General features: G+C 70.0%; 21 protein-coding genes and 1 pseudogene. 13 read left to right on the plus strand and 9 right to left on the minus strand.

Going from position 1 to position 23,547, the window contains the following annotated elements:
* Positions 1–182 precede the first annotated feature (182 nt).
* Positions 183–1,649 (plus strand): non-reducing end alpha-L-arabinofuranosidase family hydrolase, encoded by a 1,467-nt coding sequence (locus ACP4E5_RS09495; protein WP_425841157.1) that lies wholly within the window; start codon positions 183–185, stop codon positions 1,647–1,649.
* A gap of 95 nt (positions 1,650–1,744) precedes the next feature.
* Here the strand turns inward: ACP4E5_RS09495 and ACP4E5_RS09500 are convergent, their stop codons facing one another.
* The gene (locus tag ACP4E5_RS09500) at positions 1,745–2,500 is read right to left on the minus strand and encodes an IclR family transcriptional regulator (RefSeq protein ID WP_425826920.1); all 756 of its coding nucleotides are present in this window, start codon (positions 2,498–2,500) and stop codon (positions 1,745–1,747) included.
* A gap of 129 nt (positions 2,501–2,629) precedes the next feature.
* Here ACP4E5_RS09500 and ACP4E5_RS09505 point away from each other — a divergent pair, with 129 nt between their 5' ends.
* The 5 genes from ACP4E5_RS09505 to ACP4E5_RS09525 all read left to right on the plus strand — a co-directional run bounded on the left by ACP4E5_RS09505 (position 2,630) and on the right by ACP4E5_RS09525 (position 9,208).
* On the plus strand, positions 2,630–3,394 hold the full coding sequence (locus ACP4E5_RS09505) for an IclR family transcriptional regulator (protein ID WP_425826922.1): 765 nt from the start codon (positions 2,630–2,632) through the stop codon (positions 3,392–3,394).
* A 127-nt stretch (positions 3,395–3,521) separates the two neighbouring features.
* Positions 3,522–4,373, plus strand: a complete 852-nt coding sequence (locus ACP4E5_RS09510; protein ID WP_425826924.1) for a 2-keto-4-pentenoate hydratase — start codon at positions 3,522–3,524, stop codon at positions 4,371–4,373.
* Entirely contained in the window at positions 4,370–5,317 is a 948-nt protein-coding gene (locus tag ACP4E5_RS09515; protein WP_425826926.1) for an acetaldehyde dehydrogenase (acetylating), read from the plus strand. The genes ACP4E5_RS09510 and ACP4E5_RS09515 overlap by 4 nt, the downstream gene beginning before the upstream one ends.
* On the plus strand, positions 5,314–6,342 hold the full coding sequence (gene dmpG, locus ACP4E5_RS09520) for a 4-hydroxy-2-oxovalerate aldolase (RefSeq protein ID WP_425826928.1): 1,029 nt from the start codon (positions 5,314–5,316) through the stop codon (positions 6,340–6,342). Before ACP4E5_RS09515 ends, dmpG begins: the two co-directional genes overlap by 4 nt.
* 1,936 nt (positions 6,343–8,278) lie before the next feature.
* Positions 8,279–9,208 (plus strand): calcium-binding protein, encoded by a 930-nt coding sequence (locus tag ACP4E5_RS09525; protein ID WP_425826930.1) that lies wholly within the window; start codon positions 8,279–8,281, stop codon positions 9,206–9,208.
* Between the two features lie 267 nt (positions 9,209–9,475).
* On the opposite strand, the gene ACP4E5_RS09530 is transcribed toward ACP4E5_RS09525, so the two are convergent.
* Together ACP4E5_RS09530 and ACP4E5_RS09535 are read right to left on the minus strand one after the other, a co-directional pair.
* Complete coding sequence (locus ACP4E5_RS09530) at positions 9,476–9,691, minus strand: heavy-metal-associated domain-containing protein (RefSeq protein ID WP_425826932.1); 216 nt, start codon at positions 9,689–9,691, stop codon at positions 9,476–9,478.
* A complete protein-coding gene (locus tag ACP4E5_RS09535) occupies positions 9,688–10,104 on the minus strand; it encodes a nuclear transport factor 2 family protein (protein ID WP_425826934.1) in 417 nt (138 codons plus the stop codon). Before ACP4E5_RS09535 ends, ACP4E5_RS09530 begins: the two co-directional genes overlap by 4 nt.
* Positions 10,105–10,189: 85 nt before the next feature.
* On the opposite strand from ACP4E5_RS09535, the gene ACP4E5_RS09540 reads away from it, so the two are divergent.
* Positions 10,190–10,846, plus strand: coding sequence for a TetR/AcrR family transcriptional regulator (locus tag ACP4E5_RS09540; protein WP_425826936.1), 657 nt, complete (start codon positions 10,190–10,192; stop codon positions 10,844–10,846).
* Positions 10,847–11,210: 364 nt separating this feature from the next.
* Here the strand turns inward: ACP4E5_RS09540 and ACP4E5_RS09545 are convergent.
* Together ACP4E5_RS09545 and ACP4E5_RS09550 are read right to left on the minus strand one after the other, a co-directional pair.
* Positions 11,211–11,360: pseudogene (locus ACP4E5_RS09545) on the minus strand (helix-turn-helix domain-containing protein); the annotation flags it as partial.
* 44 nt (positions 11,361–11,404) lie between these two features.
* The gene (locus ACP4E5_RS09550; RefSeq protein WP_425826938.1) at positions 11,405–12,049 is read right to left on the minus strand and encodes an NAD(P)-dependent oxidoreductase; all 645 of its coding nucleotides are present in this window, start codon (positions 12,047–12,049) and stop codon (positions 11,405–11,407) included.
* 54 nt (positions 12,050–12,103) lie between these two features.
* Here ACP4E5_RS09550 and ACP4E5_RS09555 point away from each other — a divergent pair, with 54 nt between their 5' ends.
* Positions 12,104–12,520 carry a winged helix-turn-helix transcriptional regulator gene (locus tag ACP4E5_RS09555; RefSeq protein WP_425826940.1) on the plus strand — a complete coding sequence of 139 codons (417 nt, stop codon included), beginning with the start codon at positions 12,104–12,106 and terminating at the stop codon, positions 12,518–12,520.
* Between the two features lie 61 nt (positions 12,521–12,581).
* Here the strand turns inward: ACP4E5_RS09555 and ACP4E5_RS09560 are convergent, their stop codons facing one another.
* On the minus strand, positions 12,582–13,403 hold the full coding sequence (locus ACP4E5_RS09560; protein ID WP_425826942.1) for a LysR family transcriptional regulator: 822 nt from the start codon (positions 13,401–13,403) through the stop codon (positions 12,582–12,584).
* Between the two features lie 68 nt (positions 13,404–13,471).
* On the opposite strand from ACP4E5_RS09560, the gene ACP4E5_RS09565 reads away from it, so the two are divergent.
* The 3 genes from ACP4E5_RS09565 (at position 13,472) to ACP4E5_RS09575 (ending at position 15,621) form a co-directional block, all read left to right on the plus strand.
* Positions 13,472–14,374, plus strand: coding sequence for an NAD(P)H-binding protein (locus tag ACP4E5_RS09565; protein ID WP_425826944.1), 903 nt, complete (start codon positions 13,472–13,474; stop codon positions 14,372–14,374).
* The gene (locus ACP4E5_RS09570) at positions 14,371–15,063 is read left to right on the plus strand and encodes an SDR family NAD(P)-dependent oxidoreductase (protein WP_425826946.1); all 693 of its coding nucleotides are present in this window, start codon (positions 14,371–14,373) and stop codon (positions 15,061–15,063) included. Before ACP4E5_RS09565 ends, ACP4E5_RS09570 begins: the two co-directional genes overlap by 4 nt.
* A gap of 180 nt (positions 15,064–15,243) precedes the next feature.
* Entirely contained in the window at positions 15,244–15,621 is a 378-nt protein-coding gene (locus ACP4E5_RS09575; RefSeq protein WP_425826948.1) for a DUF6234 family protein, read from the plus strand.
* Positions 15,622–15,668: 47 nt separating this feature from the next.
* Here ACP4E5_RS09575 and ACP4E5_RS09580 read toward each other — a convergent pair whose 3' ends face one another.
* Together ACP4E5_RS09580 and ACP4E5_RS09585 are read right to left on the minus strand one after the other, a co-directional pair.
* The gene (locus tag ACP4E5_RS09580; RefSeq protein WP_425826950.1) at positions 15,669–18,599 is read right to left on the minus strand and encodes a glycosyl hydrolase; all 2,931 of its coding nucleotides are present in this window, start codon (positions 18,597–18,599) and stop codon (positions 15,669–15,671) included.
* Positions 18,600–19,045: 446 nt separating this feature from the next.
* Positions 19,046–19,795, minus strand: a complete 750-nt coding sequence (locus ACP4E5_RS09585; protein WP_425826952.1) for an amidohydrolase family protein — start codon at positions 19,793–19,795, stop codon at positions 19,046–19,048.
* 212 nt (positions 19,796–20,007) lie between these two features.
* On the opposite strand from ACP4E5_RS09585, the gene ACP4E5_RS09590 reads away from it, so the two are divergent.
* Together ACP4E5_RS09590 and ACP4E5_RS09595 are read left to right on the plus strand one after the other, a co-directional pair.
* On the plus strand, positions 20,008–20,943 hold the full coding sequence (locus tag ACP4E5_RS09590) for an NADP-dependent oxidoreductase (protein ID WP_425826954.1): 936 nt from the start codon (positions 20,008–20,010) through the stop codon (positions 20,941–20,943).
* Between the two features lie 186 nt (positions 20,944–21,129).
* A complete protein-coding gene (locus ACP4E5_RS09595; RefSeq protein WP_425826956.1) occupies positions 21,130–22,764 on the plus strand; it encodes a Na+/H+ antiporter in 1,635 nt (544 codons plus the stop codon).
* A 104-nt stretch (positions 22,765–22,868) separates the two neighbouring features.
* On the opposite strand, the gene ACP4E5_RS09600 is transcribed toward ACP4E5_RS09595, so the two are convergent.
* Entirely contained in the window at positions 22,869–23,534 is a 666-nt protein-coding gene (locus ACP4E5_RS09600; protein WP_425826958.1) for a TetR/AcrR family transcriptional regulator, read from the minus strand.
* Between the last annotated feature and the right edge of the window lie 13 nt (positions 23,535–23,547).

Consider the following 23,547-nt stretch of genomic DNA (forward strand, 5'->3'; position numbering starts at 1 on the left):
CCTGAAAGCTTCCGGAACCCTCAACGGGCCGCTGTTTATGGACAGTTCAGCGACAGGCCTTGACCGGGGAGTCACACATTCCTAGCTTGTGGCGTCACAGATTCCGGGAATACTCCGAGAATTTTTCGGACGTCCCTGGCCCTCAAGCCGGACGTGTCCTCACCCTCAAGGGAGTCCCAATGATGTGGTTCCGCCGACCGTCCCCGGTCCGCCTGAGACACTTACTCGCGGTCCTCGCGCCCCTGCTCCTCGTCGCCACCTTCCTCGGCGCCCAGCCCGCCGGCGCGGCGACCGTGGACCCCAACGCCTCGTACGTACTGGTGAACCGCAACAGCGGCAAAGCCCTCGACGTCTACAACATGGCGACCAACGACGGCGCCCGCATCACCCAGTGGGCCAGAAACGATCAGAGCCAGCAGCAGTGGCAGTTCGTCGATTCCGGGGACGGCTACTACCGCGTCAAGTCCCGTCTGTCGGGCAAGGTGCTGGACGTCCACAACTGGTCGACCGCGAACGGCGGTCCGATCGTCCAGTGGACCGACCTGAACGCCACGAATCAGCAGTGGCGGCTGGCCGACAGCTCGGACGGCTACGTCCGGCTGATCTCGCGCCACAGCAACAAGGCCCTCGAAGTGCAGGGCGGCTCCACCGCCGACAGCGCGAACATCGTCCAGTACGACGACTGGGGCGGCGCCAACCAGCAGTGGCAGCTCGTCAAGGTCGGCGGCGACACCCCCGGCACCTGCGATCTTCCGGCGTCGTACCGCTGGACATCCACGGGCGCACTGGCACAGCCCAAGTCGGGATGGGCCTCGCTCAAGGACTTCACCGTCGCCCCGTACAACGGCAAGCAGCTCGTCTACGCGACGACGCACGACACGGGGACGAAGTGGGGGTCGATGAACTTCGGCCTGTTCACCAACTGGTCGGACATGGCCTCGGCCGGCCAGAACACCATGTCTTCCGCCACCGTCGCGCCCACGCTCTTCTACTTCGCGCCGAAGAACGTCTGGGTGCTCACCTACCAGTGGGGCGGAAGTGCCTTCTCCTACCGGACGTCGAGCGACCCCGCCAACCCGAACGGCTGGTCGTCCGAGCACGCGCTCTTCTCCGGAAGCATCACCGGCTCCGGGACGGGGCCCATCGACCAGACACTCATCGGCGACGGGACGAACATGTACCTGTTCTTCGCCGGTGACAACGGCAAGATCTATCGGGCCGCCATGCCGATCGGCGACTTCCCGGGCAGCTTCGGCACCAACTCGACCGTGGTCATGAGCGATACGACGAACAACCTGTTCGAAGCCCCGCAGGTCTACAAACTCCAGGGCCAGAACCGCTACCTCATGATGGTCGAGGCGATCGGCTCCCAGGGCCGCTACTTCCGCTCGTTCACGGCCACCAGCCTGAACGGCTCGTGGACACCCCAGGCCGCGACCGAGAGCAACCCCTTCGCGGGCAAGGCCAACAGCGGCGCCACCTGGACCAACGACATCAGCCACGGCGAACTGCTGCGCACCGGCGCCGATCAGACCATGACCGTCGACCCCTGCCATCTGCAGTTGCTCTACCAGGGACGCAGCCCCGACTCCGGCGGCGACTACGGCCTCCTGCCCTACCGTCCCGGTCTGCTGACACTGCGACCCTGACGGCATGGCGGGTCGAGCTACTTGAGCCCGACGCCCACCCCCGGTCCGCGGTCTCAGGGAGGGGCAGGTGCCGCGCCGACCACCACCGGCCCCCCTCACCCCAGCGCCGAGATCTCCTTGGCGACCGCCCTCATCGCGGGCACGGACGCGTCGGCCACGCTCTCGCGTGACGTGATGAGGTTGACGCACATGTGCAGGGCCGGATCCGCCATGTGCAGGGGTACCGCGACACCGTGCGCGCCGGGCTCGATCCGGCCGAAGGTGCGGGCGTACCCCTGTTCGCGGGCCTGCGTGACCTCGGCGGGCTCCGCCGGCGCGGGCAGCCGCAGCGTCGCGAGCGCGAGGCCGGCCGCGCCGACGCCGACGGGGTGACGGCTGCCGACCCGGTAGCCGATGTGGTAGTCCACGGACCGTGGTTCGACCACGGCGACGGCGACGGCCTCGTCCCCCTCCGCCGCGATCAGCGCGACCGTGGCGCCGAGTTCGTCGGCAGTACGGCGCAGCAGCGGCAGAGCGGCCTCACGGGCCCCGGCCACGTATCCACGCGCCAGCGTGACCGTGCCGGACCCGGCCCGGTAGCGGCCGTCCGAAGCCCGGACGACGAGGTGGTGCTCGGCGAGGGTGACCAGCGTCCGGTAGGCGATGGTGCGGTGTACGCCGAGGTGCTCCGCGACGTCCTGCACGGCGAGCCCTTGCGGCTGCCCGGCGACCAGTTCGAGGGCGCGCAGTCCCCGCGAGAGCGTCTGGGACCCGACGGCCTTCCCGGCCGCCCCGCTCCCCCGCCCACCGACGCGCCCGGCCCCCTCGCCCGGCGCGCCCTGCGTGTCCGCCCCCGCCTGGTTGTCACTCATCCGCCCAGTCTACGGGGGCAGTGGTGACACACCGTCATCACGGAGAGGTGCGCCCCGTCCCGTACAGTCGAGCCGTCCGTGATGTCTGCGCCCCCACTGCGCCGGGCACCTCCGAAAAGGATGACCCCCTTGAGCGATCACGCGCCGAGCGGTGTCCTGGCCAAGGCCCTCACCGTGCTGCAGGCCTTCACCGTCGAGGACACCACCCTCGGCTTCGCCGAGTTGCAGCGGCGTACCGACTTCGCGAAGAGCACCCTGCACCGGGTCCTCGGCGATCTCGTGGCCGCCCGGCTCCTCGACCGTGTGCAGGGGCGCTACCGGCTGTCCGGTCTGGTCTTCGAGTTGGGGATGCGCGCGTCGGTCGAGCGCGGACTGCTCGAGGTGGCCACACCCTTCCTGGAGGACCTGTACGTGCGCACGCACGAGCTGGTCCATCTGGGGACTCGGGAGGGCACGGAGGTCGTCTACGTCGCCAAGATGGGCGGCCATCAGCAGGCCGACTCCCCCTCGCGGCTCGGCGGGCGGATGCCGCTGCACGCGACGGCGATCGGAAAGATCCTGCTCGCGCACGCCCCGGCCGAGGTCCGCGAGGCCACGCTGCGCGGCCCGCTTGAGCGCAAGGCACCCCGGACCATCACCAACGTCGACGTCCTGACCGGGCAGCTGTCCGACGTTCTCACCAAGGGCGTCGCCTTCGAGTACGAGGAGTCCGCGGTCGGCATCGTGTGTGTCGCTGCCGGGATCTTCGGCCCGGCGGACGAGATCGTGGCGGCGATCAGTGTCACCGGCCCGGTGCACCGCTTCCAGCCCGCCCGGCACGCCAACAGCGTGCGCGCCGCCGCGGCGGGGATCTCCGCGACTCTCGGACGGCGCGCGGAGCTGCGCAATCATTGAACCGCGGGCACTGATCCGCGGGCACTGATCCGCGGGTTCCGATCCACGGGTTCCGATCCACGGGCGAGTTCCGCCAGGCGGAACTCAATGCTGGGCATGGCGCGACCCCGGTGTCCAAGCTGAAGGCATGAACGAGATCTCCCCCGACAACGGCCCCGGCCGCCGCCCCGGCCCCGGCGGCGCCGTGTCGCAGGCCGCACGCCGCCTACTCCGCGCCGCCGCCGACCACACGCCCTGCGCCCCGGTCCGCGACCTGATCGGCAGCGACGACGTGAAAGCGGCCTACGCCGTCCAGGCGCTGCTCACCGCGGACCGCATCGAGGCGGGCGGCCATGTCACCGGTCGCAAGATCGGGCTCACCTCGCCCGCCGTGCAACAGCAACTGGGCGTGGACCAACCGGACTTCGGGGTGCTGTTCGCCGACATGAGCGTCGACGACGGGGCGTCGGTACCGGTCGAGGGGCTGCTCCAGCCGAAGGTCGAGGCGGAGATCGCGTTCGTCCTGGGCGCCGACCTCGCCGAAGGACCGCTCGACGACGCGCAGATCCGGGCCGCCGTGGCGCACGCCGTGCCGGCCCTGGAGATCGTGGACAGCCGGATCGCCGACTGGGACATCACCTTCGGTGACACCGTCGCCGACAACGGCTCCTCCGCGCTCTACGTCCTCGGCACCCCGGCCAGGCCGCTCACCGAGTTCGAACCGGTCGAGGCCGCCATGACCCTGAAGCGGCACGGCGAGACCGTCTCCACCGGCGACGGCGCGGCCTGCCTCGGCGACCCGCTCACCGCGCTGGCCTGGCTCGCCCGGACCGCCCGCGACGTCGGCGACCCGCTGCGCGCAGGGCAGGTCGTACTGTCCGGCGCGCTCGGCCCGATGGTGCCCGCCGCGGCCGGCGACACGTTCACCGCCGACATCACCGGACTCGGCTCCGTCTCCGTCCGCTTCCACACCGCCACCCCCGAGGGAGCCACCGCATGAAGAGCAAGGTCGCCGTCATCGGCTCGGGCAACATCGGCACCGACCTGATGATCAAGGTGCTCCGCCTCTCCGACACCCTCGAAATGGGCGCGATGGTCGGCATCGACCCCGCCTCCGACGGCCTCGCCCGCGCCGAACGCCTCGGCGTGCCCGTGACCGCCGAGGGCGTCCAGGGCCTGATCGCGATGGACGGCTTCGAGGACATCCGCATCGTCTTCGACGCCACCTCCGCGAAGGCGCACACCGCGAACGCCGCCGCCCTCGCCCCGTACGGTAAGCAGCTCGTCGATCTGACCCCCGCCGCCATCGGCCCGATGGTGATCCCGGCGGTCAACCTCGAAGAACACGTCGGCGCGGACAACGTGAACATGGTGACGTGCGGCGGTCAGGCCACCATCCCGATCGTCGCGGCCATCTCCTCCGTGACACCCGTCCCGTACGCGGAGATCGTCGCCTCGATCGCGTCGAAGAGCGCCGGTCCCGGCACCCGCGCCAACATCGACGAGTTCACCGAGACGACCAGCCACGCCATCGAGACCGTCGGCGGCGCCCAGCGCGGCAAGGCCGTCATCGTCCTCAACCCGGCGGAGCCCCCGCTGATCATGCGGGACACCGTGCTCGCGCTGGTGAACGCCCCGGACGCCACCGCACACGACGCGATCCGCGCGGCCATCACCAAGCGCGTCGACGAGGTCTCGGCGTACGTGCCGGGCTACCGCCTCAAGCAGCAGGTGCAGATCACGCCGGTCCCCGCCGACCAGCCCGTGCACACCCTCACCACAGCCCCGGTCACCCACCAGGTGTCCGTCTTCCTCGAGGTCGAGGGCGCCGCACATTACCTTCCCGCGTACGCCGGGAACCTCGACATCATGACCAGCGCGGCCCTGCGGATGGCCGAGGCCATGGCCGCCCGCACCACCGAACTCCAGGGAGCCGACGCATGAGTGACACCGCCACACATGACACCAAGCTGTTCATCCAGGACGTCACCCTCCGCGACGGCATGCACGCCATCCGGCACCGCATCGAACCGGAACAGGTCGGGAAGATCGTCGCCGCCCTCGACGCGGCCGGCGTGGACGGCATCGAGGTGTCACACGGCGACGGCCTCGCCGGCGGCTCCCTCAACTACGGCCCCGGCAGCCACACCGACTGGGAGTGGATCGAGACCGCCGCCGCACACATCACCCACGCCCGCCTCACCACCCTCCTCCTGCCCGGTATCGGCACCATCGAGGAACTCAAGCGGGCCTACGCGCTCGGGGTGCGCTCCGTACGCGTCGCCACCCACTGCACCGAGGCCGACGTGGCGGCCCAACACATCGCCACCGCACGCGAATTGGGCATGGACGTCTCGGGCTTCCTGATGATGAGTCACATGGCCGACGCCAAGACCCTCGCCCAGCAGGCCAAACTCATGGAGTCCTACGGCGCCCACTGCGTCTACGTCACCGACTCCGGCGGCCGCCTCATGATGGACGGCGTCCGCGAGCGGATGCGCGCCTACCGCGACGTCCTCGACCCCGCCACCGAACTCGGCATCCACGCCCACGAGAACCTCTCCCTCGCCGTCGCCAACTCCATGGCCGCCGTCGAGGAAGGCGTCACCCGCGTGGACGCGTCGCTGGCCGGCCAGGGAGCGGGCGCCGGCAACTGCCCCATCGAACCCTTCGTCGCCGTCGCCGACCTCAACGGCTGGCAGCACGGCTGCGACCTCTTCGCTCTCCAGGACGCCGCCGAGGACCTGGTCCGCCCGCTCCAGGACCGCCCGGTCCGCGTCGACCGCGAGACCCTCACCCTCGGGTACGCCGGGGTGTACGGCTCCTTCCTCCGCCATGCCGAAGCGGCAGCCGAGCGCTACGGCGTCGACGTCCGCACGATCCTCGTCGAGGTCGGCAAGCGCGGCCTCGTAGGCGGCCAGGAGGACATGATCGTCGACGTCGCACTGGAACTCACCCAGGCGAGCTGACACCCCGCACGAGGCAGGGCCGGGAGGGCACGGGCTCCCGGCCCTCGTCGGCATGCCCGCGCCGGGCAGTCCGAGCACGAGGGCCAGGGCCTTGATCGCACCCGGATTACCGGCCTTCTTCATCTCCTCGGACGCGGGCCGCAGTTCAGGTAACGTGCCGTGCGGCGAAGGGGACGGGAAAGGGGGTGTGAACGCGCGCGTGGAGCGCAGCACCAGATACCTGGGTTGCGCGCGGAAGCCCTCGACGCGAGAGAGCTCGTAACCGTGCTCGTGGGCCACCCAGAGCGTCTGGTCCATGGACCAACCGGTGCCGGAGGCCAAGACCTTGACCTCCGTCCGCCCGCCCGCCCGCCGAGGGATCGCAGAACCTCCTGCTGGCGCTGTTACCGGCCGGCGGCGGAGCCGACGTGCACGTGGAGAAGAAGAACGGCAGCGCGATGCGGGCGAGAACCGCGAATGCGGCAATCGCGAGCAACGGTACTGCGTTGGACATATCAGGGGGCCTCAGTTCTGCGCCGTCGGCGATGCCGGATGCGGTGCCGATTGTGCCGCCGCCTCGCAGTCCTTGTCGCCGCCGACGGCCTCATGGCCCACGCCGACCACCTCTACCGGCCGACAGCGCGCATCTCGGACGTGCACTCGTCCAACCGGGTCACGAACCCGCCCAGTTACTCGACACCCACCCGGAACGTCCCCAGTACGGACGACGTGCCCGCCCTCCCCGTTCATCAGCCACCGATGTCACTGCATCCCTATCGGGCGTAACTCGCACACAGAGAGCGTCAGTTGATATCCGTGTGATGAGTGACACCGAGGCCAGGGCCAGGCAGAAGCCACGTCACCAACCGGGGACGTGCCCCATGCGCACGCCACCGAGAAACGCCAGGTGTCCCTGACGCACAGCGGAGCGGGGGCCTGCTCTAGCCTTCCGCCCTTCCGTCCTTCCGTCACTGTTCGAGGTTGATTACCTCATCGTCGAACACGCGAAAATCTATGTCGGCTGGAGTAGACATTGGTCGGTGGCGTGGTTATGGTTTCTCACGTAGTCGAGATCAACAGGGCCCGGCAGGGACGAACTGCCGGGCAGCAGTAGCAGTACCGCAGTTGCAGTGCGCAGGACGGTCCGGTGGTGGAGTTCCGAAGCCAGGGTTGTTGCAGGACGGCGACGGGACTGACGACCGGACCGGGTGGCCCGCAGTCATCAGGGGCCGCCATGGGCAGTACCCCGGTGAAGGCGTTACCTGCGCACGCGCGCACCGGGACGTTCAACAGTGGCGCTGCCACAGGCCACAGAGCAGTTCGCATCACCAGCAGTAGGCAAGTGATTCATCCCAGAGGGAAGAACGGAGGAGCCAGACGCCATCAGGATCGCCCGGGCGGAAAGCGTGAGCCCGGGTACCGCAGGACATCGACAGTGAGGTGGTCTCCGGTCAAGCAACCGCGATCCCCGCACCCCCGACAGCAGCATCGTCGGGTCTGCGGAAACACAAGTCCGGCGCAGTATCAGGGCCGGAAGATGGTGTAACCGTTCCTTCGGGGCCCTGGTGCCAATGGCACCAGGGCCCCTCCAGCGTGCTCCGCGCACAGGTGCACGTGACAGCAGACGACTCGCTCGATCGACCGTCTCGATGACGAGGATTTCCTCCACCCCGTCGACCTCGACCTCGACCTGAGAAGCCGTATCCCACCAAGTACCTGTTGTCGTTCCGGACTTGGTGGTTGGGCCCCTGCGGGGCGAGGGCAACACCAATCCCTGCGCGACACGGCACAGTTGAGTGACGCACCTCACACGCCTCAACTGTCACACGCGTACAACCCTTTCGCTTCATTGCCGATCAAGACTGTGCGGCCGCTGTGGCCGTGGGTGATGTGCGTCCGCCCGTCCGCGACCCGCATCCGCCCGTCGATAGTCGATCGTCGATAACGGAGCCTCCTCATGCCCCAGCATTCCCGCAGTAAGTTGACGACTGGCAAGAAGGTGACCCTGGGCGTCAGCGCACTGGCCGCCTCCGGGCTCGCCGTCGGCCTGCTCGTCACACCGTCCGCGATGGCGGGCGGGACCGACGCGGCCGAGGCGCGGGAACAGAGCAAGGCCGCGGCCGCCGACGCGTCGGCGGCGAAGGCCGCCGCGCCCAGACCCAAGACCCTGGCCGCGAGCGCCGCCGACGCCACCGTCGTCTCCGGCGTCACCGTCGACGGCGGCAACAGCGCCCGCGTCGGGACGACGAACACGCAGACGATCACCGTGAAGTGGAAGATCAGCGGCGGGTCGAAGCTCTACGGCAGCAACGCGTCGCTCTGGCGCGGCACCGACCAGGACAGCGGGCTGAAGCAGTGGTTCAACTCCGAGCAGGCCAAGGCGGACACCGACCCCTGCGTCCAGTCCGGCGACACCACGTACAACTGCACGGCCACCTTCAAGATCGACCCCCAGGTCTACCTCACGAACGAGGATGCCGGAGCCTGGAAGATCTCCCTCTTCGCCATCACTGACGCGGCCACCGACGTGGACACCGACAACGCCATGACCTGGTACCTCAAGCGCTGGTCCCGGCTGAGCAACAACGCGGCCCCCGAGCCCGTCGCCAAGGGCAAGACGATCACGATCACGGGCAAGCTGGAGCGCGCCAACTGGGACACCCACAAGTACGCGGGCTACACCCAGCAGACCGTCCGCCTCCAGGAGCGTTCGCTGACCGGCTCGTACGCCACCACAAGCAGCCACATCACCGGCACCGGCAGCCTGGCGGGCGTCGAGAAGCAGACGCGCACCGCGACCACCGACCGCTGCTACCGCTACAAGTTCGAGGGCACCTCCACCACGCCGCCGGTCACCGCCACCGGTGACTGCGTGGACGTGCGCTGAGCCCAGTGACCTGACCGGACCGACCAACACCGGGGCAGCGAGGCGACACACCCACGCTCGTCCCGGTGTTGGCCGGCATGCGGATCCACACCCAGGGCACTTCCGGCTGGAGCCGGTCGTTCGGATCGTTGGGCGGACCAGAAGAAGAGGCCTACGACCTTGAGTCCGGCTGCGTGAACGCTGCGTGGTGGCGACTGGCGCACTGACTGTCGGGTGTGCGATTCCACGGTGGGTCGCTGCCTCGTGGTGGCGGCCGCCGGCTGGGATCTACGCGCCTTCGGCAGACAGCTCGTAGCCGGCTTCCTCGATCGCCGCGCGTACGTTCGCGGTGTCCAGCGCCTCATCGCTGGTGATCACAACCGTGCCGCTGTCGACGTCCACGCTGACAGCCGTGACACCGGCGATGCTTTCGATCTCTTCGCCGACCGACTCCGCGCAGTGGTCGCAGACCATGCCTCTGACGGTGAATACGCGCTCGGTCACGGTGTCACCGCCCGCCCGCTGTTTCCATCGCCCCGAAGAGTACGGGTGGTCATGTGGGCCTGCCTCATACGCCCGTCCGACGTGAACCGGCCGAAGAAGTAGACCTCGGTGGCGAGGTCCTTGCCACGTTGCGAGGAGCACATGGTGTAGCGGGCGGCGAGCCGGTCGCCGTCGACGATGGCCTCGTGGACCTCCATGCGCAGAGTGGGGCGGTTCTTGCGCACCGGACGGCAATGCGCGATGAGCTTGTCGCGGTCCATCCGGTGTCCGTCGGCGATCTCGATGACGTCCGGAGTGTGATACCGGTCGATGATCACCGCCGCATCCTCGTCCGACTGCAACAACTCCTCGGTCAAGGAGGTGTAGAAGTCCGCGATGAACTGCCCGGGGTCGGTGCTGTCAAGTGGTCGCATGTCGCTCCCGCCGTTGACGTACGGACGCAATCTTTTACGCGCTGTAAAATATACAGCGGCTGATAATTTTGGCAACATGTAAGAGATGAAGTCGTCCTCTTCCCGCAACCGCCGCGCTGACGCCCGCCGCAGCAGGGCCGCCATCCTGGATGCCGCAACCCAGGTCCTCAACGTCGAACCCGACGCCGGTCTGGGGGCCATCGCCATGGCCGCGGGCGTGACCCGACCGACGATCTACGCCCACTTCCCCTCCCGGGAGCAGCTCTTGCTGGCCGTGGTCGATCGGATCACCGACGAGGCCGTCGCCGCCATGGACGCCATCGCCCTGGACACCGACACCGACACCGCAGCGGAAACGCTGCTCCGCATGATCGATGCCGGCGCCCAAGTGACCGAGCGCTACCCCGTACTGCTGAAGATGATCAGCGCCCAGCCCGTCAGCACGGAGGCCGACCGCGACCGGCACCTGCCCGTCGCGGACCGGATTGGGCAGGTGATCGAAAGAGGCCGGCGGTCCGGAGAATTCGACGACCGGCTCCCCGTCGACTGGCTGGTCGCCTCGACCATCGCGCTCGGGCACACAGCGAGCACGGAGCAGGACGCCGGCCGACTTCCCGCGACGGCGGCACGCGATGTCCTGCGTGCCAGCCTGCTCCGCCTGCTCGGCGCCGCCGAACCAGCAGATGCTTCGGGCAGCGGACCGTCCACGCCCGACGCAAATTCCGGGGACCGCTGCGACTGAAGAGGCATCCGGACGCAGGGCGTCCAAATCGTGGCGTGCGCGGCGCTGGTCCGGCGCAGCCCCGGCTTCCTGGGCAGGTGTCGCCGGCGCTGTGGGCTCGGTGGGCGGCGTAGGGGCATCGTCGCCTCCGCTCTCCGCCATCCATTTCGCAGCGGTCTGCTCGCTGAAGCCGAGCAGACGGCTGAAGACGAACGCGGGAAGCTCGGCGGCGAGTTGCAAGAGTCCACGACGTTAGTGACGCGTGACGCCTTCACTCAGCCGTGCTGCCAGTGGCTGGAAGTCTGTTCCGCTGTGTGGCCGGTGGTAGGTGAAGTGGATGTTCCAGACCACCAGGGCCTCGCGGCGTTCTTGTCTGATGTCCATGTGCGGGCGTAGAGGAACTCGGCGAGGATCCGTCGAGGAGACCTACCTCGCCGAACTCTCGGAAGCGATCGACCCACTTCGACGCGCACGAGCGCGAGATTCCCAACTCGGCCGCGACATGGGCGATCGGCCGGGTCCTGCAACGTTCGATTCAACGCCGTCGCCCCTCGACAGAGAGTGGCACGTTGCGAAGCGTCACTGGTGAGCGCCGGCAACCGCACCGCCAATAGTCGGCACCGCCGCGTCCGACGGTGGCCGCAGAACCCCAACATGCCCGCTCACGTGCGCACCGGGCTGCTCGGCAATGTCGACGAGTGCGCATGCGTGATCGGCGTAGCTGATCTGCGCACCAAGAGCGACCACCTCGCTCAGGACATAGCCAACACGTGGACCGCCGGTGCGATCGAAGTCTCCGGCCGGGCTTACCGCGGTCCAGCTCAGCTCCGTTCGGGAGAACACCTCCAGTGCCGCACGGTGGCCGAGCGAGAACGGGAGGTACTTCGCCGGGAACCCATCGGCGTCGACCGGAGCGACCCCGCCGATGTCCGGAAGCAGCGTCCCGATGCTCACCCACACCAGGCGGTCCACGCCCGCGTGGACAAGGCCGTCGGCCAAGCTGGTCGCCGCGACGCGGTAGAACTCCACCGGGTCGCCGTCCGACGGCGCCACCGCGACGATCGCCGCGTCCTTCCCCAACGCCGCCCGGGCCACCGCCTGCGGATCGGTGACATCGGCGTCGCCTCTGCCCAGGGCGGTCACGTGGTGTCCACGCGCCGATGCCTCGGCTGCCGCAGCGGTCCCGGCCTGGCCGCCGGCTCCAAAAATCACGATGTTCGACATGGGCAAGAAGCTAGGCCACCCACTGGTTCCCGATCGGGTACCTACCCTTGCCGTATGCACTCGATGACGCACATCGCGTTCGACGACGAGCTATGTCCGTCGTCAATGCTTCCGGTACGGATGCAGAACAAGTGGGCCCCGCTCGTGCTACGACTACTCGACCGCGGCGACCAATCGTTCAACGCCCTCCGTCGGGATCTTCCACGCATCGGCCCCAAGGAGCTCACTCGCGCACTCCGGTCTCTGCAGCATGACGGATTCGTCACCCGCAGCCCGGACGGCTACGGCCTCACGCCCCTCGGGCGGAGCCTGGTCGAGGTACTGGTCCACGTCTACTCCTGGACGGCAGCGCACTGGGACGAGATCGTCGACGCGCGAGAAGCCGGCTCGACCCACGAGCTGAGCCAGCCAAAACCAATAGGTGTCACGAACGTCGACGGAACTCAGATCCCGACGCAGCTTCTCCGCTGATGATCCTTACGGAGATGCATCCCGAGCACCACGTCACAGACCCGGAGTGCACTGGTCGACGTCACCGACGTTCCGCCGCCCTCCGCAACGCCTCCGTGGCGATCTCCAAGAAGTCGCGCAGCAGTTTGTCCCGGCGGCCCGCGGGGACGGCCAGACACGTCTCGATCGTCGGGGCGTCCGTGACGGGGATGTGGGTGAGGTCGGGGCGGGAGTAGGAGCGGGCGACGCTCAGGGGTACGAGGGCGAGGCCGTGGCCGGAGGCGACGAGTTCGAACTTCTCCTCCAGCGTCGACGTCCGCCGGGTCGGCGCGTCGAGGAGGCGGGCGCCGTCGAGGTCCGCGGAGGTGAGCTCGGTACGGTCGGCGAGTGGGTGGGTCGTCGGCATGCAGGCGACCCTGGGTTCCTCGCCGATGGGGATGATGTGCAGGCCCGCCGCCTCGAACGGCCGCCGCAGATAACCGACTTGGGCCCGGCCGTCCCGCAGAGGCGCGTCCTGCTCCCACCAGCGGGCCGGGACGAGGTCCGTCTCCACGTCCGGGTGGCGCGAGGTGAACGCCCGGATGGCGTCCGCCACATGCAGCCCCGGGGAGAAGGCGACCACCAGTCGTTGGACGCCGTGCTCGACGTCCCGTACGCGCTGGACGCCCGCCGCGACCGACGCCAGGATGCCTCGCGCCTCCTCGTACAGCTGCTCTCCGGCGGCGGTCAGCTCCACGCTGCGACTGGTGCGGGCGAACAGCGTGCACTCCAACTCCTCCTCGAACGCCCTGATTTGACGGCTGAGTACCGGCTGGGCGATGTAGAGCCGCTGCGCCGCCCGCCCGAAGTGGCGGTGCTCGGCCACCGCGACGAAGTACCGCAGTTTGCGCAGATCGAGATCCATACCTCCAGGGTATTGATTGCCGGGAAGGGTATTGGACGCTTCGCGAGGTCGGGTCCGAGACTCGAGGCATGATCGTGCTCACCACACCCACCGGAAATATCGGCAGCCAGGTCCTCGACACGCTGCTGACCGAGGCCCCCGCACGCGGCGAGGAACTGCGCGTCATCGTGCGCGACCCCGCGAAACTCCCCGACGAGGTGCGCGCCCGCGTCGACGTCGTCACCGGCTCGCACGGCGACCCCGACGTCGTCGACCGGGCCTTCGACGGCGCGGACGCCGTCTTCTGGGTGGTCCCCTCGTCGACCGATCCGCAGGCGTCGAGCCTGGACGACGTGTACTCCGGGTTCACCCGCCCCGCGGCGAAGGCCTTCGCGGCGCATGGCGTCGGACACGTCGTCGGTGTCTCGGCGCTCGGCCGGGGCACTTCCGTCGCCGGCCGGGCCGGGCTCGTGACGGCGTCGCTGGCCATGGACGACCTCATCGCGGGCACGGGCGTCGCCTATCGGGCGCTCGCGAACCCGTCCTTCATGGACAACGTGCTGCGGCAGGTGGCACCGATCCGTGACACCGGCGTGTTCACCAGCATCGAGGCCGGCGACCACCGGGCTCCGCTGGCCGCCACGCGGGACATCGCCGCGGCCGCGGTCGCCCTGCTGCTCGACCGCTCCTGGTCGGGAACGGGTGAAGTCCCGGTGCTGGGCCCCGAGGACCTCTCGCCGAACGACATGGCCCGCATCATGTCCGAGGTACTCGACCGCCCCGTCCGCCACGAACGGCAGCCGCTCGACGAGTTCCGCGCCGCGTTCGCGGCACACGGTGCGGGGGACGCGCTCGTGAACGGCTTCGTCGACATGCTGCACGCCAAGGAGGCCGGCCTCGACGACGGCGTGCCACGCACCCCGCGGACCGCGAGCCCGACCACCTTCCGCACCTGGTGCGAGGAGGTCCTCAAGCCGGCGGTCCAGGCGTGAGCGCCCGGACCGCGCTCGTCGTGGGCGCCTCCCGCACCCTGGGACTCGGCCTCGCCACGGAACTCGCGCACCGCGGCTGGGACGTCATCGGAACCGTCCGCGGCGATGACCGCACCGGCCTCCACGACCTCGCCGACACGTCCGAGGGCCGGGTCACCGTCGAGTCACTCGACATGACGAAGCCCGAGCAGATCGCCGCACTGCGCGAACGCCTGGCGGGGCGCGCCCACTTGGACCTGCTGTTCGTCAACGCCGCGGTCACGCGAGGCGACTTGGCGATCGGCGACGTCCCCGAGGACATGTTCGTCGAGGTCATGCTCACCAACGCGTACGCCCCGATGCGCGTCGTCGAGTCCCTGCGCGAGCGGGTGACACCGACCGGCACCATCGGCGTCATGTCCTCCCGCCAGGGCAGCCTCGGCCTCAACACCAAGGGCGGCAACGACGTCTACCGCGCCAGCAAATCCGCCCTGAACCAACTGATGCGCAGCTACGCCGCCCGGAACGCCGACGCCAAACACGCCCTCCTGCTCATGTGCCCGGGCCACGTCCGAACCCAACTCGGCGGCCCCGGCGCCTCGTTGACCGTCGAGCAGTCCGTCCCGGGCGTGGTCGACACGATCGAACGCCACAGCGGCGAACCGGGCCTGAAGTTCCTCAACCACCAGGGCCAGTACGTGCCTTGGTAACGGCCCGAACCCGCACCCGCCGGTCTCGGCCTCTACGGCGAATCTCTCCACCTGTTGACCGTGCGCGATGCCTCACGGACCGCGACCGCTGCGAACCAAGAATGCTCTGGGCAGCACGCACTCGGATCTGAATAGCCGTACTCAGGCGGGCTGCTGACCGCCTGCCAGAGCATGGTGAGCATGCGGTTCTCTGCGGACCTTGGCCTGGCTGTGCTGCTGTCTGCGCTCGAAACGGTGGCGTTGGTGGGCTTCTGGTTCGCTGAAGGCATGAAGCAATGGGCCACCCAAGGGCAGTCGGTACCTGATCCGACGGGCCGGTACTTGTTCGTGCTGAGTACGGGGGCGGCGTGTTCGGCAGCTATCGCCTACGGCTTGGCCCGGGCTGACCTTCCTCTGGCCTGCGCCGCCCAGGCGGTCATGGCCGCCCTGCTCGCGTTGCTGCTGCTCCTCGTCGCAGGCGCCACATGCGGCAAGCGACTCAGGCGAGACCGACGACGGCGCCGCCTCCGCCGCGAACGGCTGGCCTGGCACGAATCCCAGCGCGATGGCAGGACCTGATCGTGCACGGTGCGAAGGCCGGCCGGCCTTGATCCGGTCCGGTCGAATCAGCGGCCCACCTCCACCAGCCGAACCGGCCCGAGCAGACCGGACGGCATCGGGTCCCAGCTCTGGGGCGGGGTCGAGCGCCACTGCATGTAGTGGCCCAGGGCCAGTTCACCGCGCCGTGCCAGGGCACGGACCCGGTTCGCCGCGAGGTTGGTGACGTCGAGTTCCAGGACGTTCTCCCCCTCGCGCAGCACGCGCCCCAAGGGCACGCGGAACGGGAGCGCCCAAGCTGTGGCCACGTCATGGCCGTTCAGCCGCACTCGGGCGCTCTCGCGTACGTCGCCGAGGTCGAGCAGCCAGTCGCGCGCACGCTCCTTATCCGTGGCGGTGAAGCGGAGCGTGTAGCGGGCAGTGCCGGAGAACTCCGCTTCCTGGAAGCCCAGTTCGGTCCAGGACACCAGTTTGTCCAGCGACCTCGTCGGCGGCAGCTCCGGGCCGCCCTCGCGGAACGCCAACGTCCACGGCCCGGTCAGCTCGCGCTCGCGGCCCGTGGGTACCTGCATGGGAGCAGGGGCCGCGGCGAGTGCGCGCGTCGTGAAGGTGCGCAGGATGCGGGACTCGCCCGGTTCGAGGCGCAGCCGCACCTCGACCGCCGCCCTGGCGCGCCGGGTCTCCGCGAGCCCCCGGGTGTCGTGCAGGGGGTCGAGGACACCGACGGATGCCGCGTCCGAGCCGAGCGGCCACCAGCCGTCGACGCGCTGCGCGGTGACGTTGGTGACGAACAGGTGGTTGCCTTCGGCATGGCGGCGGCGCAGCACACGTAGACCCGAGTCGGCCACCGGCTCGCGTACCGCGCCTGCCGCGGCGAGAGCCGCGTCGAGTCCACCGCCGCGCCCGGTGACGACGACGCGGCCGCGCCCGACCCGGAACCGTCCCCTGTGGCCCGGGTCCGGCCGCTCGCACAGTTCGGCGACGACCTGTTTGAACTCGGCCCGGCGGCGGTCGAGTTCGGCGAGCCCCGGCACGTCCTCGGGCAGCTCGTCGACGAAGACCACCGTCGCTCCCGCCGCGGCGAGGTCACGGAGCTTGCGGGCGGTCTCCAACGGGATGAGCCGCGCGTTCGGCACGAGGACCACCGAGTACCGGCTGTGGCCGTTGGACACGCCGCCGGCGGAGCCGCGGAAGTCGGAGAGCTGCCGGTCGGAGACCCAGTCGAACTGCCAGCCGCGCGCCTCCAGGCCCCCGGCGATGTCGCCGACACCACTGGGGTGGCCGTACATCCAGTCGGTGCCCTCCCACTTGTAGTCCGGGGACAGCTCGATGTCCTCGGCGCCGTCGCCGACCCCGCCGTCGGGCAGGGCCCACAGATCGTGCTGGGGGAAGTGGACGAGGACGTCGTTGCCGTGTTCGCCGGACTGGAGCACCGACTGGCAGCGGGTGATGTAGTCGTTGAGTTCGGGCAGGTCGCCCCAGAGGGTGTTGGCGGGCTGGAGTTCGGTGGCAGCGTAGAAGGAGAAGCCGGGCCAGGGGATGTCCGTGGTCTTGTCGGTGTCGTCGGTCCCCTCTGGCGAATACGCCGTGCCGTGGAACACGAGGTGGTTGATGCCGGCGGCGAACAGCAGGTCCACGGTGGGCTTCGCCTGCGAGAGTGCCACGTGGAAGTGTTCGTCGCGCCAGGTGAGTGTCTCGGCCGAGGCGAGCGGCTTGCCCAGCACATGGGCCGGCGACGAAGCGCAGCGCCACACAAGGGACTTGGGCGCATGCGCGGTCCCCGCTCCCTGGCGCAGGCCCGGGATCGGGATGAGCTCGGCGCCCGCGTACTCGGTCTCCGGGATGTCCGCCGCACCGTAGATGTCGAGCAGGTTGGCGGGCGATCCGTGCGCCTGGTTGCGGGTGAGCCAGCCGCGCTCGGCGCTCCAGGCGTCCCAAGGCTCCGCGAACTGCTCGAGGAACAGGTCGGACAGCGTCTCGCGGACATCGGACAGGACGCGCGAGCGCACCTCGGGCGTGCCGGCGTCGGTGAACACCTCGGGCAGGTGCGGGACGAGGTCGTAGCCGCGCAGCCGGGCGAACTCCGCGACGGCCCGGTGTGTCCAGTCCGTCGCCTCCAGCTCGAACGAGTCGTGGAACAGCGCGCGTATCCCTCGCCCCGAGCCGATGGCTTCGCCGAAGTGGTCGAGGTGATGACGAACGGCCGCTCCGTCGAAGTAGTCGACCAACAGGCCCTTGCCGCCGGGCCCCGCCCGCTCGACCCGCTTGAGCACCAGGCCACTGAACACGCCTGTGAGCCGCCAACTCCCGGCCGGTGCTGTCCAGTTGAGGGTGCCGTCCGGATGCACACGCGCGGTGAGGTCGACGGTGTCGCCGCTGTCTGCCTCCCGGGCGACCAGGGCGGCGAGCGGCGGCTCGGGGAGCGGGTCCATGGGCGGACGCAGGTCGGGCCGGGCGAGCTTCTCCTCGTCGACGAGGCCGGGGTGCGGCGGCTGCGTGGTGCGCACCGGGACGCCGAGCCGCTCGCCGTGCCCCAACTCCCAGTGCTCCACGAGGACTTTGCCCGCGCTCTGTTCGGGCTTGATCCACGGCCCGCCGAAGGTCCAACCGGAGCCCGTGGTGAGGTCCACGCCGAGGTCGAGTCGCCGGGCATGCCGGGTGGTGGCGTCGAGCGCGGCGAGCCAGTCCTGTCCGAGGTAGGCGAGGTCGTGGTCCTCGTAGCCCTGGGCCTCGTAGATGGGCTGGATCTCGACGCCGCCGAAGCCGACCTGCTGGAACTGTTCCAGGTGGCGCGCGAGCCCCGCCTCGGTGACGGCGCTGCCGAGCCACCACCAGCGGGTCCAGGGGCGTGTCTCATGGGCGAACCGCGGCCAGTCGAGTCCGTTCCCGGTGCCGGGGACGGACTCGGTCGACAGGGCCGCGGCCTGCGAGGCGGCACGCGACGCGACCGCGGACACCCCCAGGGCGACGGTGCCACGCAGGATGTCTCTTCGGCGCATCGTGTGCTCATCCCCTCGACGAAGTTCGGCCCTGCCGCGACGCGCAGGCCGTCGTGCCAGTCCGAGCCGGCCCGCCGACGCGGCCGCGGCTCGAAGATCGCCCGCCGATGCTCGCAGACCCGGCCGGGCGGCCACAATGGTCTTGCAGCCACCGACTGGACATGCATGTGAACTCGTGGCTGCTTCATTGCCTGCGCACTGCCCCACATGGTTCGAGAGAGTGACCACGACTCATGGATGTGACCGTCCCTCACTCATCGAAGCAGCGTCGCGGCTCACGCTGAGCGGTCGCGCGGGAGTCGCCGTCGCCCGCCGGCGCCGCGGCACCGGCTGGGGACGGGCCCTTGCGTATCGGTCGGGTCAGCTCTGGTTGAGCTTCCAGGTCGTCGGGGTCTCCTGGTCCGGCGGGTACTGCGCCAGACCTCCGTCGACGGTGACGTCGAGGGTCATGCGGGTGATGGCATTGGTGAGGGTGTAGCCGCCGGGCGCCCGGGCGATCTGCCAACGCTGGAGCGTGTTCTTCGGGTCGCACTTCTCCCACGTGGCGGCGGAGCCGGGCCGCCGCCGTGCGTGAACACCCAGCGGATGCCCGGGTAGCGGGTCAGGACTCCGGCGAAGGACAGGTCGGCGGCGGTGCGCGCGGAGTCGAAGAGGAACTCCAGCATGGCGCGCGGCTTGCCGAGCGAGACCGGGTCGGGGTTCGGCGGCGAGGTCGGGTGGACGAAGACGGCGGCGCCGCGCCGCTCAAGGTCCGCCCAGACGGGGGCGAAGGCCGCGTCGCCCAGGTATCGGCCGTGGACGTTCGTCATCAGCGCGACGCCGTCGCAGCGCAGCTCGTCGAAGGCGTAGGCGATCTCGGTGAGACTGCCTTCGATGTCGGGCAGCGGCAGTGAGGCGAAGAGGCCGAACCGGCCGGGGTGGTCGTGGACGAGCGAGGCCCCGTACTCGTTGACCTGGCGGGTCAGTGCGCGGGCGGCCGTGTCGTCTCCGAAGTGGGTGCCGGGCGACGACATGGACAGGACGGAGGTGGCGATGGAGCCCTCGTCCATCAGCTTCAGGTGGTCCTCGGGGCTCCAGGTGGGCCAGTACGCCAGACCGTCGGGGTGTGCGTGCCCGGCGGCGGTGGCGGCCGCCACGTACGCGTCGGTGAGGAAGTGCGCGTGGACGTCGATCAGCTCGACGCGGGGGGCGGTCATGAGGTCTCCGGCCGTCCTTTCCTGGATTCGGCAAATACTCCATATCTGACGTATTCGCCGCTGCCGACGCTAACCCCGGGCCAATCCGTCCGCGCCCCGGGAAGGGGGGAGGATTCTCTCCCTGTTCCTCCGCTTTTGCTCTGCTTAATTCCCCTGTTTCCTGGTGGAGAGAGTGCCGTGCGCGGCCGCGGAACGTCAGGAGGGATTGCCCGGTGAAAGCCGTAGGACTGACCACGTTCGGCGGGCCCGAAGTGTTGCGGGTACTGGAGCTGCCGATCCCCGATGCCGGGCCGGGCCAGATTCGCGTCCGGGTCCGCGCCGCGACGGTCAACCCGGTCGACACGCTGGTCCGCCGGGGCATCAACTTCGTCTCCGACGCCGAGCCGCCCTACGTTCCGGGCATGGACGCGGCGGGCGTGGTCGAGCAGATCGGCGAGGGGGCCGACACCGACCTGCGGATCGGCGACCGCGTGATCGCCGTCGTGGCCACCTCCGGGACACACGGCGCGTACGCCGAGCACCTCGTCGTCCCCGCCGAGTCGGTGGTCCGCGCACCGGCCGGCGCGAGCGACACCGAGGCCGCCACGCTCCCGATGAACGGCCTGACCGCCCGGATGACGCTGGACCTCCTCGAACTCCCCGCCAGTGCCACGGTGGCGATCACCGGAGCCGCCGGCGCGGTCGGCGGCTATGCCCTCCAACTGGCCAAGGCGGACGGACACCGGGTGATCGTCGACGCGGCACCCAAGGACGAGCAGCTGGTCAGGGAGCTGGGCGCCGACGTCGTACTGCCCCGCGGGGACGACTTCGCCGGCCTTGTGCGCAAGGAGGTCCCCGACGGCGTCGACGGGCTCGTCGACGTCGTGGGCCTGGCCGAGAAGGCCGCCGCGGCGGTACGCGACGGCGGCCGGATCGCGGCCACGGGCGGCGGCCCCCAGGGCGCGGTCGAGCGCGGCATCACCACCCGGAACGCCTTCGTACCGCTGTACGCACGCGAGCACGCCAAGCTGGAGCGCCTGCGGCAACTGGCGGAGGCGGGCCGCCTCACCCTGCGGGTCGCGCGGACCCTGCCCGCCGAAGAGGCCGCCGAGGCACATCGCCTCCTGGCCGCGGGCGGCCTGCGCGGACGCCTGGTCCTCACCTTCTGAGCCCGCGCGCCGAGGCCGCACGAGGACGGCTCCCGCCCGCTCGAGCCGCGCCGCCGCGACGGAGACCTACCGCGACACGGCGGCGGACTCCCCGCCCGCCATCCGGCCGCAGGCCCCGGTACAGGCGACCATGACGGTCATCGGCGGATCCTCCGGCCTGTCCGCCCCGACCCCGGAAGAAGCACCGTGCAAGCACTCGAACTCGTCGTGGTCCTCGGCGTGGCCGTCCTGGTGGGCAGCCTCCTGGCGCAGCGCTCCGGTGTCGCCCCGCCCGTCCTGCTGCTCGTGACCGGGATCGTCCTGGGATTCATCCCGGCCGTGCGACAGACGCAACTTCCGCCGGACGTCGTCCTGTTGCTCTTCCTTCCGGTGCTCCTGTACTGGGAAAGCCTGTCGACATCCCTGCGCGAGATCCTCGCCAGCCTGCGCGGCATCGTGCTCCTCAGCACCGTGCTGGTCATCCTCACGGCCTGGGCCGTGGCCGCGGCCGGGCACGCGCTCGGGCTGCCATGGGGCCCGGCCTGGGTGCTCGGCGCCGCCGTCGCTCCCACCGACGCCACCGCCGTCGCCGCCCTGGCCCGCTCGCTGCCCCGCCGCCAGGTCACCGTGCTGCAGGCGGAGAGCCTGGTGAACGACGGGACCGCTCTGGTCGTCTACGGTCTCGCGGTCGGCATCACCGTCGGCGAGGAGCACCTGAGCATCCCGCACATCGGCGGCCTCTTCCTGCTCGCCTACGGTGGCGGAGCCCTGGTCGGCGCGGTGGTCGCCTGGGTCAACATGAATCTGCGGCGCCGGATCGACGATCCGCTCCTCGGCAACCTCGTCATGGTCCTGGCGCCCTTCGCCGCCTACCTGCTCGCCGAGCTGATCGGGGCCTCCGGCGTCCTCGCCGTGGTCGTCAGCGGCCTGATCATGGCCCATGTCGCCCCGCGCATCATCCGTGCCGACCACCGCACACAGGCCATGGCCTTCTGGCCGCTGGTCACCTTCATCATCAACGGGTCCCTGTTCGTCCTGGTCGGCGTGCAGCTGCAGTACGCCGTACGTCACCTCAGCGACGGCGACATCCGCAGCGCCCTGGTCGCGGTGGGTGCCGTCTCCCTCGTCCTCGTGGCCGTACGCCTCGCGTTCCTCTTCGGCTCCGCCTACCTGATCCGCGTCCTCGACCGCCGCCCGCAGCAGCTCCTTCGGCGCATCAGCCACCGGTCCCGGGTGGTCACCGGCCTCGCCGGGTTCCGGGGCGCCGTCTCCCTCGCGGTGGCGCTCTCGGTGCCGGTGACGCTCGACTCGGGCGCCCCCTTCCCCGACCGCAGCTTCATCATCTTCGTCACCTCCGGCGTCATCCTCGTCACCCTGGTGGTGCAAGGGCTCCTGTTGCCAGTCGCGGTGCGCTGGGCGAAGTTCCCCCCCCGGACACCTCGGTGGACGAGGAGCAGAACCTCGCCGAGACCACCGCCGTCGAGGAGGCACTCACGGCCCTTCCGGGTCTCGCCGCCGACCTGGGCACCGAACCGGAGACGGCCGAGTGGCTGCGCCAGGAGTACGAGGCGTACCTGGCGACCGTACGGGCCAGAAGCGCGGGCAGGACCGACGACGACCCGGTGCTGGTCCGACACCGGGGCTACCTCGCACTGCACCTGGCCCTCATCGCCCACAAACGGGCCACCGTCGTCCGCCTCCGCGACGAGAACACCATCGACGACACCGTGCTGCGCCGCCTCCAGGCCGCCCTCGACAACGAGGAGATGCGCGTGTCCGAGAGCAGAGCGGCGCAATGACCTGAGGACGTTCCCCGCCGCCCCCGCCCTCGACTACTCATGACTTGTGGATCGGCTCCTCGGAGAACGCGCGAACGGCGCACCTCCCCGCACGGTCACCCCTCCGCGACGATCGGACCCTGAAGCGGTCCGCCCCACGGTCTGCGCCTACGTGTCCGGTGCGTTCCACAGGTGCCCCAGCTCGGACCAGTCCGGTGCCGGGCCCCGCATGGCGGCGGGGTGGCCCTGGCCTTGAGCGCGCAGACCGGCGAGGACCAGGTCGAGATAGCGCAAGTGCAGTTCGGTGCCGCGCTCACCGTCGACAGGGATCCGCGCTCCGAGGTGTTCGAGCAGCAGCGGGACATCCGCGGAGGTGAAGTCGGCGCGCAGCGTCCCGGCGCGCTGGGCACCGGCGACCAGGTCGTCGAGGGCCTCTCGCAACCGCGCGGCGGCGGTGTCGATCTCCTCGGTGGCGGGGAGCCGCCCGCCGACCAGCGGAAGGAGTGGACCGCCGGCGTCGTGGCTGGAGAGGGCGTCGCGCAGGAAGCGGGCGAAGGCCGCCCAGGGATCCGGCTCCTCGGCGAGCGCGGTGCGCGCCTGCGCGGTGAGCTGTTCCATCCCTGCGATCCGCATCCGCTGGGCGAGGTCCTCCTTGCTGGGGAAGCGGCGGTAGAGGCTGCCCATGCCGATGCCGGCCCGGCGGGCGATCTCGGAGACGGGGGCCTGCCAGCCCTGTTCCGCGAAGACCTCCCGCGCGGCCCGGAGGAGGCGGACGTCGTTGCGGTCCGCCTCTCGCCGCCGGCCCCGCGGCGCCCCGTTGTGCGTGTCACCCATGGCGAGGATTCTC

The organism is Streptomyces fractus (assembly GCF_049844455.1).
Classification (GTDB): Bacteria; Actinomycetota; Actinomycetes; order Streptomycetales; family Streptomycetaceae; genus Streptomyces; species Streptomyces fractus.

Coding starts and splice junctions, on each gene's coding strand:
- ACP4E5_RS09515 (WP_425826926.1), top strand. CDS start 4,370: ATGAAGAGCAAGGTCGCCGTCATCGGCTCGGGCAACATCGGCACCGAC.
- ACP4E5_RS09565 (WP_425826944.1), top strand. CDS start 13,472: ATGATCGTGCTCACCACACCCACCGGAAATATCGGCAGCCAGGTCCTC.
- ACP4E5_RS09575 (WP_425826948.1), top strand. CDS start 15,244: ATGCGGTTCTCTGCGGACCTTGGCCTGGCTGTGCTGCTGTCTGCGCTC.
- ACP4E5_RS09600 (WP_425826958.1), bottom strand. CDS start 23,534: ATGGGTGACACGCACAACGGGGCGCCGCGGGGCCGGCGGCGAGAGGCG.
- ACP4E5_RS09580 (WP_425826950.1), bottom strand. CDS start 18,599: ATGCGCCGAAGAGACATCCTGCGTGGCACCGTCGCCCTGGGGGTGTCC.
- ACP4E5_RS09550 (WP_425826938.1), bottom strand. CDS start 12,049: ATGTCGAACATCGTGATTTTTGGAGCCGGCGGCCAGGCCGGGACCGCT.
- ACP4E5_RS09540 (WP_425826936.1), top strand. CDS start 10,190: ATGAAGTCGTCCTCTTCCCGCAACCGCCGCGCTGACGCCCGCCGCAGC.
- ACP4E5_RS09510 (WP_425826924.1), top strand. CDS start 3,522: ATGAACGAGATCTCCCCCGACAACGGCCCCGGCCGCCGCCCCGGCCCC.
- dmpG (WP_425826928.1), top strand. CDS start 5,314: ATGAGTGACACCGCCACACATGACACCAAGCTGTTCATCCAGGACGTC.
- ACP4E5_RS09500 (WP_425826920.1), bottom strand. CDS start 2,500: ATGAGTGACAACCAGGCGGGGGCGGACACGCAGGGCGCGCCGGGCGAG.
- ACP4E5_RS09560 (WP_425826942.1), bottom strand. CDS start 13,403: ATGGATCTCGATCTGCGCAAACTGCGGTACTTCGTCGCGGTGGCCGAG.
- ACP4E5_RS09585 (WP_425826952.1), bottom strand. CDS start 19,795: ATGACCGCCCCCCGCGTCGAGCTGATCGACGTCCACGCGCACTTCCTC.
- ACP4E5_RS09555 (WP_425826940.1), top strand. CDS start 12,104: ATGCACTCGATGACGCACATCGCGTTCGACGACGAGCTATGTCCGTCG.
- ACP4E5_RS09495 (WP_425841157.1), top strand. CDS start 183: ATGTGGTTCCGCCGACCGTCCCCGGTCCGCCTGAGACACTTACTCGCG.
- ACP4E5_RS09525 (WP_425826930.1), top strand. CDS start 8,279: ATGCCCCAGCATTCCCGCAGTAAGTTGACGACTGGCAAGAAGGTGACC.
- ACP4E5_RS09535 (WP_425826934.1), bottom strand. CDS start 10,104: ATGCGACCACTTGACAGCACCGACCCCGGGCAGTTCATCGCGGACTTC.